The organism is Anaerococcus hydrogenalis (assembly GCF_002871895.1).
Lineage (GTDB): Bacteria > Bacillota > Clostridia > Tissierellales > Peptoniphilaceae > Anaerococcus > Anaerococcus hydrogenalis.
The window spans coordinates 119037-132613 of the sequence record NZ_PNHP01000003.1; the positions used below are offsets into that span (position 1 = coordinate 119037).

General features: G+C 32.0%; 14 protein-coding genes. 6 read left to right on the forward strand and 8 right to left on the reverse strand.

Annotation, left to right across the window (positions count from 1 at the left end; all coding sequences use genetic code 11):
- Nucleotides 1-6 precede the first annotated feature (6 nt).
- Nucleotides 7-1119: an alanine dehydrogenase gene (gene ald / locus CJ192_RS05355; protein ID WP_102198024.1), complete on the forward strand. Its 1113-nt coding sequence runs from the start codon at nucleotides 7-9 to the stop codon at nucleotides 1117-1119.
- Between the two features lie 42 nt (nucleotides 1120-1161).
- On the opposite strand, the gene CJ192_RS05360 is transcribed toward ald, so the two are convergent.
- On the reverse strand, nucleotides 1162-2109 hold the full coding sequence (locus CJ192_RS05360) for a 2-keto-3-deoxygluconate permease (protein ID WP_102198025.1): 948 nt from the start codon (nucleotides 2107-2109) through the stop codon (nucleotides 1162-1164).
- A 236-nt stretch (nucleotides 2110-2345) separates the two neighbouring features.
- Between CJ192_RS05360 and CJ192_RS05365 the strand changes: the two genes are divergently transcribed.
- From CJ192_RS05365 to CJ192_RS05375, 3 genes are read left to right on the forward strand one after another with little or no spacing between them, the layout of a single operon-like run.
- On the forward strand, nucleotides 2346-3278 hold the full coding sequence (locus CJ192_RS05365) for an NAD(P)/FAD-dependent oxidoreductase (RefSeq protein ID WP_102198026.1): 933 nt from the start codon (nucleotides 2346-2348) through the stop codon (nucleotides 3276-3278).
- Nucleotides 3279-3587 carry a thioredoxin family protein gene (locus CJ192_RS05370; RefSeq protein WP_004817864.1) on the forward strand — a complete coding sequence of 103 codons (309 nt, stop codon included), beginning with the start codon at nucleotides 3279-3281 and terminating at the stop codon, nucleotides 3585-3587.
- Nucleotides 3587-5479 carry an aryl-sulfate sulfotransferase gene (locus CJ192_RS05375; protein WP_004815437.1) on the forward strand — a complete coding sequence of 631 codons (1893 nt, stop codon included), beginning with the start codon at nucleotides 3587-3589 and terminating at the stop codon, nucleotides 5477-5479. Before CJ192_RS05370 ends, CJ192_RS05375 begins: the two co-directional genes overlap by 1 nt.
- Before the next feature lie 104 nt (nucleotides 5480-5583).
- Here CJ192_RS05375 and fsa read toward each other — a convergent pair whose 3' ends face one another.
- Nucleotides 5584-6231, reverse strand: coding sequence for a fructose-6-phosphate aldolase (gene fsa, locus CJ192_RS05380; RefSeq protein ID WP_039914440.1), 648 nt, complete (start codon nucleotides 6229-6231; stop codon nucleotides 5584-5586).
- 121 nt (nucleotides 6232-6352) lie between these two features.
- Between fsa and CJ192_RS05385 the strand changes: the two genes are divergently transcribed.
- Together CJ192_RS05385 and CJ192_RS05390 are read left to right on the forward strand one after the other, a co-directional pair.
- The gene (locus CJ192_RS05385) at nucleotides 6353-6841 is read left to right on the forward strand and encodes a dihydrofolate reductase (RefSeq protein WP_102198027.1); all 489 of its coding nucleotides are present in this window, start codon (nucleotides 6353-6355) and stop codon (nucleotides 6839-6841) included.
- Nucleotides 6838-7077: a hypothetical protein gene (locus CJ192_RS05390; protein ID WP_102198028.1), complete on the forward strand. Its 240-nt coding sequence runs from the start codon at nucleotides 6838-6840 to the stop codon at nucleotides 7075-7077. The genes CJ192_RS05385 and CJ192_RS05390 overlap by 4 nt, the downstream gene beginning before the upstream one ends.
- Before the next feature lie 21 nt (nucleotides 7078-7098).
- Here CJ192_RS05390 and CJ192_RS05395 read toward each other — a convergent pair whose 3' ends face one another.
- From CJ192_RS05395 to CJ192_RS05420, 6 genes are all read right to left on the reverse strand, one after another.
- On the reverse strand, nucleotides 7099-8319 hold the full coding sequence (locus CJ192_RS05395) for a diphosphate--fructose-6-phosphate 1-phosphotransferase (protein ID WP_102198029.1): 1221 nt from the start codon (nucleotides 8317-8319) through the stop codon (nucleotides 7099-7101).
- Between the two features lie 102 nt (nucleotides 8320-8421).
- On the reverse strand, nucleotides 8422-8868 hold the full coding sequence (gene rpiB, locus CJ192_RS05400) for a ribose 5-phosphate isomerase B (protein ID WP_004817967.1): 447 nt from the start codon (nucleotides 8866-8868) through the stop codon (nucleotides 8422-8424).
- A gap of 13 nt (nucleotides 8869-8881) precedes the next feature.
- Complete coding sequence (tkt, locus tag CJ192_RS05405) at nucleotides 8882-10873, reverse strand: transketolase (RefSeq protein ID WP_102198030.1); 1992 nt, start codon at nucleotides 10871-10873, stop codon at nucleotides 8882-8884.
- A gap of 22 nt (nucleotides 10874-10895) precedes the next feature.
- On the reverse strand, nucleotides 10896-11885 hold the full coding sequence (locus CJ192_RS05410; protein WP_102198031.1) for a dihydroxyacetone kinase subunit DhaK: 990 nt from the start codon (nucleotides 11883-11885) through the stop codon (nucleotides 10896-10898).
- 10 nt (nucleotides 11886-11895) lie between these two features.
- Nucleotides 11896-12774 carry a DUF7973 family transport facilitator gene (locus CJ192_RS05415; protein ID WP_102198032.1) on the reverse strand — a complete coding sequence of 293 codons (879 nt, stop codon included), beginning with the start codon at nucleotides 12772-12774 and terminating at the stop codon, nucleotides 11896-11898.
- Between the two features lie 9 nt (nucleotides 12775-12783).
- Nucleotides 12784-13569 carry a triose-phosphate isomerase gene (locus tag CJ192_RS05420; protein WP_102198033.1) on the reverse strand — a complete coding sequence of 262 codons (786 nt, stop codon included), beginning with the start codon at nucleotides 13567-13569 and terminating at the stop codon, nucleotides 12784-12786.
- Nucleotides 13570-13577 lie beyond the last annotated feature (8 nt).

Genomic DNA, 13577 nt, shown 5'->3' on the forward strand with positions numbered 1-13577 from the left:
GGAAATATGATAATAGGAGTACCAAAAGAGATTAAAGACCAAGAATCCAGAGTTGCAATAGTACCTGGTGCTGTTTCTGAGTTAGTTAAGGCTGGTCATGAAGTATTAATAGAAAAAAATGCCGGAATAGATTCTGGAATTGAAGATAAAGATTATGAAGAAGTAGGAGCAAAAATTATAAATTCTGCAAAAGAAGTTTGGGAAAGTGCAGATATAATATATAAGGTAAAAGAACCTTTAAAACAAGAGTATAAATATTTAAGAGAAGGATTAATTTTATATACCTATCTTCACCTTGCAAGTAACGAAGAATTGACCAAAGAATTAGTGGATAAAAAAGTTACTGCAATAGCCTATGAAACCTTAAGACTTGACAACAAATTACCTCTACTTACCCCAATGAGTGAGATTGCAGGAAGAATGGCTGTTCAAGAAGGTGCAAGATATCTTACAAAACCTGAAGGTGGAAGAGGAATTTTACTTCAAGGGGTTCCAGGAGTAAGACCTGCTCACGTAGTAATTGTTGGTGCAGGAACTGTAGGAACAGGAGCTACAAAAATTGCCGTAGGAATGGGAGCAAGAGTTACCGTTTTGGATGTAAATATTGAAGCTTTAAGTCATTTGCAAGATATACTTCCAGATAAAATTGAAACAGTTTATTCAAACCCAATGAACATTGAAGAATCTGTTAGGGATGCTGATTTAGTAATTTCAACAGTTTTAATCCCAGGAAGACGTGCACCACAACTTATTAAGGAAGATATGGTTAAGCAAATGAAAGAAGGCTCTGTAATAGTAGACGTTGCTATTGACCAAGGTGGTTCAACAGATATTACAAAAGGACATGCAACAAGCCACTCTGATCCAATTTTTGTAAAACACGGTGTAATTCACTACGCAGTTGCAAATATTCCAGGAGCTGTAGCAATAACATCTACCTATGCCCTATCAAATGCAACAACCAGATATATAAAAACAATAGCTAATCTCGGTTTAAAAAATGCCTGTGAAAAATCTCCAGAAATTATCACAGCTGTAAATACCTACGATGGTTATGTAACAAACAAGGGTGTTGCTGAAGATACTGGATTTGAATATAAAGAATTAAATATTAACTAAAAATAAGCAAAAAAATAGGAGGATTTTTTATCCCCCTATTTTTTATTTTTCTAATTTGTTTTTTTCTATTCCCATTTTTTTACAATATTTTGATAATAATATTGGTGTGAGAATTGATGTGAAAATTGTCAAAAATGCCATTTGTGATGTTAAGGCACTAGCATTTGCAGCAACTACTGGATCAATATCTTGTAATAATTGTGGTAGTGATAAGGCAATAGCCCCTACTGCTGCAAGAGCAAATGATGCTACCCCATTTGTTTTTAATACTTTTCTTTCAAATAATATCATGGCTGGAAGTGAAATAAAGTATATTGGAAGAGTTAATAAAACTCCATTTAAACTTTGTTTTAAAGCATCTAATATATTTATTCCTGCACCAAAAGTAAATCCTAAAAATGGCATCAACATTCCTGTAGCTGGGTGTATGAAAGATGCAAATTCTTTATCAAGATTTCCTACTATAAGTCCAACTATTAAAGGAATTAATGATGAAACTATAGTCATTACATCAAGCTCTCCTTCGGAACCTAATGAATATAATAAAATCATTATTCCAGGATTTGCTAAAAGTCCTGCAAAAGAAAATCCAGCAACATCAAGGTCTGAACCATAATCTAAAGTTAAGGCAAGGTATAAGGCAGCTGATATACAAGTTGTTGACATAACTGCAAGGGCAGGGATTCCTAAAATTCCTTCGAATCCAAACAATTTCACATAAATTATATTTAATAAAACTCCTATAATTGCCCTAACCAACATCAATGATCCCATTTTTTTAATAACTTTTGGAATCGATTTTATATCAATGTTAGCTCCAGATATAAAACATAAAATTCCTATCATTGCCTGACTTCCCTTACCAGTAAAAGTAGCCTCGGTCATTCCACCAATATGAAGAGCATTTGGGAAAATATTTGTAAATACCATAGCAATGATCATTGGTACTATTAGCATCCCACCAGGGATTTTTCTCATTAATTTAAGCATTTGTTCTCCTATTTTTTTATATGTATTTTAACAATCTATAAGAATTGTTAAGAATTTATCCTTATTGTAGCAAAATAAATTTCACTTGTAAAATACCTTTATAAAATTAAATATTATATATTTAAATTTAATTTTATAAATATTTTTAATTCATAGGTATAATTGAAATCCTTATCATAATATCATATAATTAAAGTGTATTTAAAAAGTTAATTATTAGACAAAGGAGTTTTAGTATGTATGATTTAGTAATCGTGGGAGCTGGTCCCGCAGGCTTAACAGCTGCAATTTATGCTAAAAGAGCTAACTTAAATGTGCTTTTATTAGATAAGTTATCTGCTGGTGGCCAAGTTCTGAATACATTTGATATAGAAAATTATCCAGGATTTACCTCTATTAACGGAGCAGACCTTGCTATAAAAATGTTTGAGCAAGTTATGCACCTTGGTGTAGAGTTTGATTATAAAACAGTTACAGGCATAAAAGATTTAGGAAAAACCAAAGAAATTTCTACACTTGAATCTGAAGATAAGATAATAACAAAATCAGTGATCATAGCTTCAGGAACAAAACCAAGAAAATTAGGTATTAAAGGTGAAGAAGAACTTTCTGGAAAATCAATTTCATGGTGTGCAATTTGTGATGGACACAAATATGATGATAAAGATGTAGTTGTTATTGGTGGTGGAAATTCTGCAGTAGATGAAAGTATTTACATGTCAGAATTTGTAAAATCTATAACAGTTGTTACTGATTTCGACCTTACAAGTGACCCTTCAAGTGCAGAGCATTTAAGATCACTTGATAACGTTACAGTTCATCCTTATAAAAAAGTTTTGGAATTTATTCCTAATGAAGATGGCCTACTTAAGGCTGTAAAATTTGCTAACAAAGACGACGAAAGCTTAGTTGAAACTGTTGAAGCTGACGGAGTTTTTGAATATATTGGGGCTATCCCACAAACAGACTATGCTCAAAATCTTGGCATTGATATCCAAAGAGGATATGTAAAGGTTAATGAATTTATGGAGACAGGTCTTGATGGTGTATTTGCAGTTGGTGATTGCACTATTAAACATTTAAGACAAGTTGCAACAGCTGTAAATGATGGTGCTATAGCAGGTCAAAGAGCCTTTGACTATGTTAAAAAATTAGAAACGGAGATGTAGATGGCTAAAGAAGTAAATGGAGTTGAATTAGAAGAAGAAATTAAAGAAGGTCTAGTACTTGTAGATTTCTTTTCTAGAACATGTGGACCTTGTAAGATGTTAAGTTTTATACTTGATGCTGTTGACAAGGAAATTGAACAAATTAAAATAGTTAAAGTTTGTTTTGAAGAAAACAAAGAAACTGTTGAAAAATATGGTGTTGAAGGTTACCCAACAATCATCTTATTCAAAGATGGCAAAGAAGTTGAAAGAAAGCAAGCATTACAACAAAAACCAGTAATTGAAAAAATGATAAAGGAGTATATATAATGACAGAAAATAAGCACGTAAAATATGTTTACAATGAGCACTTAATAGAAATCCAACATAAAAACGAAGAAAAAATGTTAAAAGAACTTAGAGAAGGTTCTTATACATTTGATAATCCTTTGATTAAATATAACCCATACATAGTAAATGCTCTTTCAGCAGTTATGTTATTTAATACTGAAGAGGAAATGGCTTTTACTATTGTAATTAAGGGTAAGGAAAAAGAAGGAGATTTAATCCATACTTTCCCAAAAGCTAAAGAACACGTACTTCCTATAGTTGGTCTTTACAATGATTATGAAAATAAAATTGAAATTTGGCCATATCAAAACCCAGATAAGAAAGTTACTCATACAATAAAAGTTGCAGATGTTGATACTGATAAAAACATCATTTCAATGGATACAACAAAAGAATATTTAAAAGACCAAGTTATATTCTCATGTCCTGCAACAAGTGACCTTTCTATAGCTACTGACTACAGAGGAGATTTGAGAATTAAATTTGATAGAGCTTTGATTTGGGATATCAAACAAACAAACGATGGACATTTCTGGATGAGTTCAGACAGACTTATCAAAATGCCATATGTTTTATCAGGACTTTATGAATTTGACCTAGTTGGTAAAATTTACAGAGAATACAGAATTCCAAATGGTTACCACCACGATCAAATCTTTATGGACAATGGAGACTTGATGGTTCTTTCTGGAGATTTTGAAGATCATACTGTTGAAGATAGACTTTATGTAATTGATAGAGAAACTGGTGAAGTTAAAAAGACAATCAACTACAAAGAATTCTTAGAACCAGGTGCTAACAAATCTGGATCATGGTCTGATGAAGATTGGTTCCACAACAACTCTTTGTGGTATGACAAATACACAAATTCAATCTCACTTTCAGGAAGACATATGAACGCTATGGTAAACATAGACTATGATACACACGAACTTAACTGGATTATAGGAGATCCTGAATGCTGGCCTGAAAAATATCAAAAATATTTCTTCACACCAAAAGCTGGACAAGAAGATTTCGGATGGCAATATGAACAACACTCAGTATTCCATACACCAAATGGAGATGTTGGATGTTTTGATAACCACCATTTCGGAACAAATAATCCTGATAAATATCTAGATGCAAAAGATAACTACTCAAGAGGAGTTATTTATAGAATAGATACAGATAAGATGGAAATCGAACAAACTTACCAATATGGTAAAGAAAGAGGAGCTGAATGGTTCTCACCATATATCTGTAACATGGTTTATTACGGAGAAGATTATTATTTAATGCACTCAGGTGGAATCGCATTTGATGGTGACGGAAATCCTTCAAACTCACTTGGTGCTTTGATTCAAAATAATGATGATGGAGCAAAATTATATTCATCAACAGTTATAATGAACCACGGCAAAAAAGAATTGGAATTAAAAACAAAATCAAACTACTACAGAGCTGAAAAAATTTCTCTTTACAAGGAAGGTTCAAACAACTTAACACTTGGAAAAGGTGAAATAGTAGGTAAAAACGCAAAAACTGTAGAAAATGATGTAAAAATTCCTGCAGAAGAAGCTGAAGGCTTAATAGATCCTAAGAGAGAAGCAAGAATTGAAGATCAATTCGATATGCTAACTTTCTATGCTAAATTCGAAAAAGGTCAATTAGCTGCACTAGTTCTTGAAAATGATACAGAAGAACATCAATACTTCATTTCAACTGCATCAAATAATATCCGTGGAGCAATGTGCTCAGGTACATTCTTAACAGATGATGATAGAGATACAAGAACAGTTGTAATGAAAGAAGGACTTAAAGGCGAATATAAGGTAAAAGTTATAATCGACGATAAGAAATACGACACAGGCGTTACAATAGAAGCTTAATATAAAAAATTACCAGAGCTAATAGCTCTGGTTTTTTTGTGTAAATCTTTACTGTGTTTAAAATATTTAAAAAAAGATTTAGGCAAACTAACTCTTTTTTAAATTTATTTGTTTATAAAGGCTTCCCAGTCTTTTTTGAAATTTTCAATTCCTTGTGTGGTTAATGGATGTGTCCATAACTTTTCAAATAAACTTCCTGGAATTGTTGCTATATGGCTTCCTGCTAGTGCTGCTTCTTCTAGGTGTTTGTTTGTCCTAATTGATGCAGCGATAATTTCGCTTTCTAGGCCATAATTATCTAAGACAGTTTTTAAATTATAAATTAATTCTCCCCCATCTTCTCCCATATCGTCAATTCTTCCAACAAATGGTGAAATATATGTTGCCCCAGCTTTTGCTGCCATAAGTCCTTGACTTACTGAAAAAATTAATGTGCAATTTGTTTTAATTCCCTTTTTTGAAAGGGTGTTTATAGCCTTTAATCCATCTTCTGTCATTGGGATTTTTACAACAATATTATCTGCCCATTTTGCAATATCTAAGGCTTCTTTAACCATAGAATCGTAATCATAAGATGTAACTTCAGCAGAAATTGGTCCATCAACTATAGAAGCTATTTCTGTAACAACTTCCTTAAAGTCTCTTCCCTCTTTTTTTATAATAGATGGGTTAGTTGTAACTCCATCACATAGGCCTAAATCATTAATTCTTTTTATTTGATCAACGTTTGCAGTGTCTAGAAAAAATTTCATTATTTACTCCTTTATTTTTCATACTTATATTTATATTATACTTTTATAAAAAAAGTTTTCATAGTTTTAATTTTTACTTCAAAATGATAAAATAAGATATAAGATTTAAAAAGGAGTAATTATGAAAATAATTTTAGCAGTTGATGAGAATTTTGGAATTGGTAAAGATAATAAGCTACTTTTTCATTTTAAAAAAGACCTTGCTCATTTCAAAAAAACTACTTTGAATAATATAGTAATTATGGGAAGAAAAACCTACCAATCTATGCACGGAGCCCTTCCAAAGAGGGAAAATATAGTCCTTACTAGAAACAAGGATTTAAAGCTTGATGATGCCTTAGTTTTTAATGATGTGGATAAACTTTTGAAATATATAAAGGAAAACAAAAAGGATAGGGAAGTTTTTGTAATTGGTGGAAGCCAAATAGTTGACTTGCTTTTAGATTATTGTGATGAAGCTATTATTACAAAAATTTATGCAAAAAAAGATGCCGATACCTACCTTCATAACTTTGATGAGGATAAAAATTTTAAGCTTGTAGAGGAATCTGAAGAAATTATAGAAGAAAATACGACCTATAAGTACCTTGTATACAGGAGGATAAAATGATTGAAATTTTTGTAAGCTCCCTTTGCCCTGACTGCACAGAAGTAATAGAAAATTATCAAAAAGATCCCCTTTTTTATGGAGAGGCAGTCTTAGTTGATATAACTGAATCTATGGCTAATTTAAAAAGATTTTTATCTTATAGGGATAAAAAAATTGAATTTAAAGAAAAAATCCATACAAATCAAGTAGGAATTCCAGTAATGATAAGTGATAAGGAAGAAATAAAATTCATATAAAAAGACCCCTATGGGGTCTTTTTATTTTGCAAAATCTTCTAACTTTATATAATCAAAAATACCATCTGAATATTCTTGGTCTATTTGGCCTTGAACTAGTGGTAGGGCATATTCTATCATTTTTTCTTCTAAAACTTTTCTATTAGCCAACCATTCTTTTGGAATTTTCTTTTCCTTATTAGCTATATTAGCTGGATTTGTTGTAGAATATGATACCTTATAAGGATTGTTTTCTTCTCTTTTTAAGAAAGGAACTATATTTGTCTTAACTTTTCCTTCTTTTAAAGCTAAGTATCCAAGCTCAAAGGCCTCATCAGAGTCTGTTTTTGAAATTAAAAAGCTTGTTCTTTGAACTATATTAAGTTCTACACAACGAGTTTTTATCTCTAATTCCTTGTGGATATAGTCAGAAATTTTTTGTCCAATTCCTGCAATAATTGGGTGATTAAAACCCTTATCAAAAGATTTTTGTTTTTCATTTTCTAAAAGATAATCCTTATCCATAAAACCTTCTGATACAGCAACAACAAGGTTATTATCTTCTTTTAATTTTTCCTTTATTTCCTCTTTTATATCATCTAATGATTTTTCATCTTCTGGAAGATATAAAAGGTTTACTACATCCTTATCTCTTTTATAATTAGAAAGATAAGAAGTAGCAGTTAGCCAGCCTGCATTTCTTCCCATTATTTCAACAAAGGTAATTGATTTTATAGGGTAAATGTCACAATCTAGCCTAACTTGTCTTAAAACCGTATTAACAAATTTAGCAGCAGATCCAAAACCTGGAGAATGGTCCATCTCACAAAGGTCGTTATCTATAGTTTTTGGACATCCAACTACATTTATCCAATCAATTTTATTTTTTTCTATGTAGGCGTTTAACTTCATTACAGTATCCATGGAGTCATTTCCTCCAATGTATACAAAAGTATCTATTTTATATGTTTTGAAATTTTCAAAAATTTTACCATATACCTCATCATCCAAATCTTCAGGAAGTTTATACCTGCAAGATCCCAATATAGATGAAGGTCTTTTCTTAAGCCTATCTTTTCCAAAATTTTTTTCAAATAGATCCTTATCAACTTTTTTTATATTTTTATTTATAATTCCTTCAATGCCATTTAATGATAGAAAAATTCCATCATAATTTAAGTCAATTCCTGCCTGAATAACTCCAGCCAATGAAGAATTGATTACAGCAGTAGGTCCACCTGACTGTCCAACAAGACAATTCATAAAGCCTCCTTATTTTTTTATTACCTATATACTTTACCCTATTTTTTTCACTTAAAAATTTAATGGGCATATTTCTATGCCCATCATTAAAAACATATTAAATTACTTTTCTAATGCATTTATAGCTTCAACCTTAGGTGTTGAAGAACCATCTTTAAATTCTAGGCTAATAATTTCTTTTACAATTTTTTTAGCAAGTTCTGGTCCTATTACTCTTTGGCCAAAACAAAATACATTTGCGTTATTTGATAATACAGCTCTTTCTCCTGAATATTGGTCATGGCAAACAGCTGCTCTTATTCCCTTACATTTATTAGCAGATATTGCCATTCCTATACCTGTACCACAAACAAGGATTCCTCTTTTTTCATAGTCAGATTCTTGGATTTTTTCGCAAAGAGTTTTTGCAACATTTGGATAGTAGGTTCCATCTTCAACTGTTTTTACTCCAACATCTTCAACTTTGATACCTTCATTTTCTAATAATTCTTTAATTGTATTTTTTAATTCTACTGCTGCGCAGTCACATCCAATAATGTATTCTCTCATTTTATTCTCCTTTTTATTTATCAAATTTTTTATTGTAAGCTTCAGCTATTTTTTCAGCTGTAAATCCTAATTCTTCTTGAACTTGTGATACTTCTCCAGAAATTCCAAACCTATCTATAGATATATTTAGACCATTTCTTCCTGTAAATTCGCCCCAACCAAAAGATGTACCCATTTCAATTGAAACTATATTTTTACAATCCATAGGTAAAAGTTCTTCTATATAGTCTTCTCCAGAATCTCTAAACAATTCCATTGAAGGCATAGATATAACCCTTATATCTTTTCCTTGTTTTTTAAGAATTTCTTTTGTTTCTAAGGCAAGCTCAACTTCTGATCCTGTAGCTATAAGAATTCCTTCAGGCTTATTGTCACTATCACTTATTATATAAGCTCCCTTGTCAATATTATCAAGCTTTGTAGTTTGTTCTAAGTTAGAAACATTTTGTCTTGTTAGAGCTATTACTACTGGTTTTTCCTTACTTTCTAGAGCAATTTTCCATGATAGCCTAACCTCGTTTGCATCTGCTGGTCTTAGGACAATTGTATCAGGAATAGACCTTAACATTGCAAGTTGCTCGATTGGTTGGTGGGTAGGTCCGTCTTCTCCAACAGCTATTGAATCGTGAGTAAATACATAAGTTGTTGGTAATTTTGAAAGGGCTGATACCCTAACAGCTGATTTCAAATAATCAGAAAATACTAAGAAAGTTGAAACATGGTGGAAGGATCCTCCATGAGCTAAAATACCATTTGCTATTGTAGCCATAGCAAATTCTCTAACTCCATACCAAACATTTCTTCCTTCTGGACTTTTATCTCTAAATGCCACAGTATCTTTTATATCAGTTTTATTTGAAGAAAATAAGTCGGCACTTCCTCCCCACAAAGTAGGAATTTCTCTTGCAATATCTTGAAGGATTTCGTGAGATGATGCCCTTGTTGCAATTGCCTTATCTTCTGGAGAATATTTTTTAACCTTATCTAGCCAATTTTCTGGTAATTTTCTATTAAAGCCATCTTCAAGTTCTTGGGCAAGGTCAGGATAATTTTTCTTGTAAGAATCATACATCTGATCCCATTTTTGATTTTCTTCTTTTCCTCTTTTTTGGATTTGTTCAAAAGTTTTATAAATTTCATCAGAAATTACAAAGTCATCATCTACCCAATTGTATCTTTCTTTGGCTTTCTTAAAATCGTCAGCTCCTATTGGTGAACCGTGAACCTTATTTGTACCTTCATTTTCTGAACCATAACCTATAATAGTTTTTACCTCTATAAGGGTTGGTTTATCATTGTCACTTTTAGCTTGTTCAATAGCCTTTAAAATTTCTTCTAGATTATTTCCATCTTCAACTTTAATATATGACCAATTACAAGCCTTGAAGGTTTCTTCTACATTTTCAGAAAATGATGTAGATAAGTCTCCATCTAAACAAATATCATTTGAATCATAAAGTAAAATTAATTTTGATAATTTTAAATGACCAGCTAGAGAAATTGCCTCATGAGCAACACCTTCCATCAAATCTCCATCACCACATAGGGCATATGTGTAATGGTCCATAACCTTATAATCATCTTTATTATATAATTTTGAAAGATGTTTTTCTGCCATAGCAAGACCTACTGCATTAGCAACACCTTGACCTAGTGGTCCAGTTGTAACTTCAACTCCATCTGTATGCATTCTTTCTGGATGTCCTGGAGTTTTTGAACCGACTTGTCTAAATTCTTTTAAATCATCAAGGCTAAGATCAAATCCTGAAAGATGTAACAAAGAATATAACAAAGCTGATCCATGTCCTGCTGAGAGGACAAACCTATCTCTATTAATCCATTTAGAATTTTTAGGATTTGTATTTAATACTTTATTCCAAAGTACATAAGCCATTGGAGCAGCCCCCATAGGAAGTCCTGGGTGGCCGCTGTTAGCTTTTTCAATTTGAGATATTGACAAGACCCTTAGGGCGTCAACAGCTTTTTGATCTTCATTATTAAACATTATTTCTTTTCTCCTTTTTTCTTTATTTTATCTTGAAATATGGTGCATCACATGGATGATTTAACAATTTCTTTAATTCTTCATCAAGTTTTATAAGAGTAATTGATTGGCCTGGCATATTCATAGTAGATGCACATGTTCCAATAAAAGTCCTATTTACTTTTATTTTTTTCTCTTCTAAAATTTCACTTAATTTTTTATTCATTACAAATAAATCCATGTAAGGAGTAGCTCCAAGACCATTAATTAAAACTCCTACTTCGTCATTTTCTTTTAAGTCTAGCTCTTTTATAAGAGGATCGGTAATTTCATCTACAACTTCGTTTAAAGTTTCGATTTTTCCTCTTCTAACTCCTGGCTCTCCATGTATACCCATTCCAATTTCCATTTGTCCTTGTTCTAGGTTAAACATTTCATGGCCAGTTCTTGGATCATCTGCAGCTCCCAAAGCTACACCCATTGAAGCTGTTAGGTCATTTGCCTTTTGTGCAACTTCATAAACTTCATCAAATTCATATCCAAGATCTGCCGCTGAAGCTGCAATTTTCATTACAAAAATATCACCAGCAATTCCTCTTCTGCCATCTTTTTCATCTGCTGAAACAACATCATCAGTTACTTGGATAGATTTAACCTTATAACCTTCAGCTATTGCCATGTCTTGAGCCATATCAAAATTTAGAACATCTCCAGTATAGTTTCCATACATCAATAGGACTCCCTTATTAGAACCTACTTCTTTTATGGCATTATATACTGCATATGGGTCTGGTGATGTATTAATGTGACCTATTACACATGCATCTGCAAATCCTTCTCCAACATATCCTAAAAATAATGGTTCGTGTCCACTACCGCCACCGATAATTATTCCTACCTTATCTTTGTCGATATTTTTTCTTGCCACTACTCTTCCACTAAGTTCTGAAACTTTTACATCATCAAAGGCTTTTGTATAACCTTCTATTAATTCTTCAACTATGTCTTCTGGATTGTTTACTAATCTTTTCATATAAATCTCCTTATGCTGTTAATGCAAATATTATGAAACTAAATAGGGCTATTGTACTTCCTTCTCTATCCAAGTGTGTGTCTACAAATGTGTTTGTTGTTCTTCCCCAATATTCTCCAAATAAGGCAGCTATAACTCCAAATATAGCAGCCATCCATGGATTTGCAAATCCCAATCCTGCGTAAGCTGCAACTTGAGTAACGTGGTGAGTTGAGGTAAATTCGTGACCAATGTGTAAGAATATCAAACTCATAGCACTTATTGCAAAACCAATTGATGCAATATTAAATTTGATTGCTACGTATCCACTTAATAGACCTATAAAAAATCCCCAGATAACTGTAAATAAAATGTATTTAGGTGTCATATCTGAATATCTTTTAAAATCTGATGGGTATTGTCCAAAAAGTCCCTTTTTACCAAATAACAACCTACAAATAACTCCTCCTGTAAATACTGTAAGAGCAACTGTATCTAGGTTTAAGTGTAAAATTTGGCTGTACAAATAGTTAATTGAATATCCTAAAGAACCAAAAGCTCCTCCAACCAAAATTACTAAAGGATCTTTTGTTTTATATAAAGGCATCAATAAGTTTTGCCCTTCTATACCTGCAGGTCCTAAAGATTTCATGCTTTTCTCATCGCCTTTTTCTCTTTTACTCCACCTAGCTGCAAAAGCAGTTGAAGCCACACTACCAAAAAATGCTATTGCTGGTGAAAAGAAAGGCCCAAAAGCTACTGTGTTTAAGAAATCATCATTACCTGTTACAAGGCTTATTGCAATTCCTGCAAGTGCTGTAAAACCTGTGAAAATAAATGAGTTTGTACCACCTATAAGACTTGCAAAAATTCCTCCAGCAAAAGCCAGACATAAGTTCAGAATTGTCATCTCTTCCTCCTACTTTTTATTTTCTTTTTTAATTTCCATTACCCTCTTTATTATTTTTAGGAAATTTTCACTTACCCAAGCAGATCTTCCTATAAATAATCCATCTACTTCGTCAATTCTGATTAATTCTTCAAAATTTTCATTATTTACGCTACCGCCGTATAAGATTGGAATTTCTTTTCCTTTTTCTCCAAATCTTTTTACTAGAATTTCTCTAATTTTCTTATGTGTTTTTTCAACATATTCTTTTGTTGGAGGAGTACCGTTTTCACCTATTGCCCAAACTGGTTCATAGGCTACCCAAAGTTTATCTATATCCTTATCTTCCACTCCTTCAAAGCCAACATTAATTTGGATATTCATTATCTTATCTGTATAGCCTTCGTTTTTTTGCCCCTCAGTTTCACCTATACATAAAAGAGCAGTAAAATCGTGTTTTAAAGATGCTAGAACTTTTTTATTTACAGTGATATCGTCTTCACCAAAGACATGTCTTCTTTCTGAATGTCCTAATTCTATTAATTTCGCTCCAACTTCTTCTAACATTAAAGGAGAAATTTCTCCAGTATAGGCTCCCTTATCAGCCCAGTTCATATTTTGGGCACCAATTTTAACTAAGCTTTCATCAATAGCTTCATTACAAGGACCAACTGATGTGTAGGATGGGATTACAAACAATTCTAAATCATCCCTGCTGATATCTTTTGTTCCTTCTTCTAAATCTTTTACAAATTCTACATGTTCTTTTATGGTCTTATACATTTTTGTATTAGTACCTAAATAAACTTTTTTCATAACGACTC

Bases quoted from the DNA above. Each gene is read 5' to 3' on its own strand.
- ald (WP_102198024.1), top strand. From the start codon at position 7: ATGATAATAGGAGTACCAAAAGAGATTAAAGACCAAGAATCCAGAGTT.
- CJ192_RS05360 (WP_102198025.1), bottom strand. From the start codon at position 2,109: ATGCTTAAATTAATGAGAAAAATCCCTGGTGGGATGCTAATAGTACCA.
- CJ192_RS05365 (WP_102198026.1), top strand. From the start codon at position 2,346: ATGTATGATTTAGTAATCGTGGGAGCTGGTCCCGCAGGCTTAACAGCT.
- CJ192_RS05370 (WP_004817864.1), top strand. From the start codon at position 3,279: ATGGCTAAAGAAGTAAATGGAGTTGAATTAGAAGAAGAAATTAAAGAA.
- CJ192_RS05375 (WP_004815437.1), top strand. From the start codon at position 3,587: ATGACAGAAAATAAGCACGTAAAATATGTTTACAATGAGCACTTAATA.
- fsa (WP_039914440.1), bottom strand. From the start codon at position 6,231: ATGAAATTTTTTCTAGACACTGCAAACGTTGATCAAATAAAAAGAATT.
- CJ192_RS05385 (WP_102198027.1), top strand. From the start codon at position 6,353: ATGAAAATAATTTTAGCAGTTGATGAGAATTTTGGAATTGGTAAAGAT.
- CJ192_RS05390 (WP_102198028.1), top strand. From the start codon at position 6,838: ATGATTGAAATTTTTGTAAGCTCCCTTTGCCCTGACTGCACAGAAGTA.
- CJ192_RS05395 (WP_102198029.1), bottom strand. From the start codon at position 8,319: ATGAATTGTCTTGTTGGACAGTCAGGTGGACCTACTGCTGTAATCAAT.
- rpiB (WP_004817967.1), bottom strand. From the start codon at position 8,868: ATGAGAGAATACATTATTGGATGTGACTGCGCAGCAGTAGAATTAAAA.
- tkt (WP_102198030.1), bottom strand. From the start codon at position 10,873: ATGTTTAATAATGAAGATCAAAAAGCTGTTGACGCCCTAAGGGTCTTG.
- CJ192_RS05410 (WP_102198031.1), bottom strand. From the start codon at position 11,885: ATGAAAAGATTAGTAAACAATCCAGAAGACATAGTTGAAGAATTAATA.
- CJ192_RS05415 (WP_102198032.1), bottom strand. From the start codon at position 12,774: ATGACAATTCTGAACTTATGTCTGGCTTTTGCTGGAGGAATTTTTGCA.
- CJ192_RS05420 (WP_102198033.1), bottom strand. From the start codon at position 13,569: ATGAAAAAAGTTTATTTAGGTACTAATACAAAAATGTATAAGACCATA.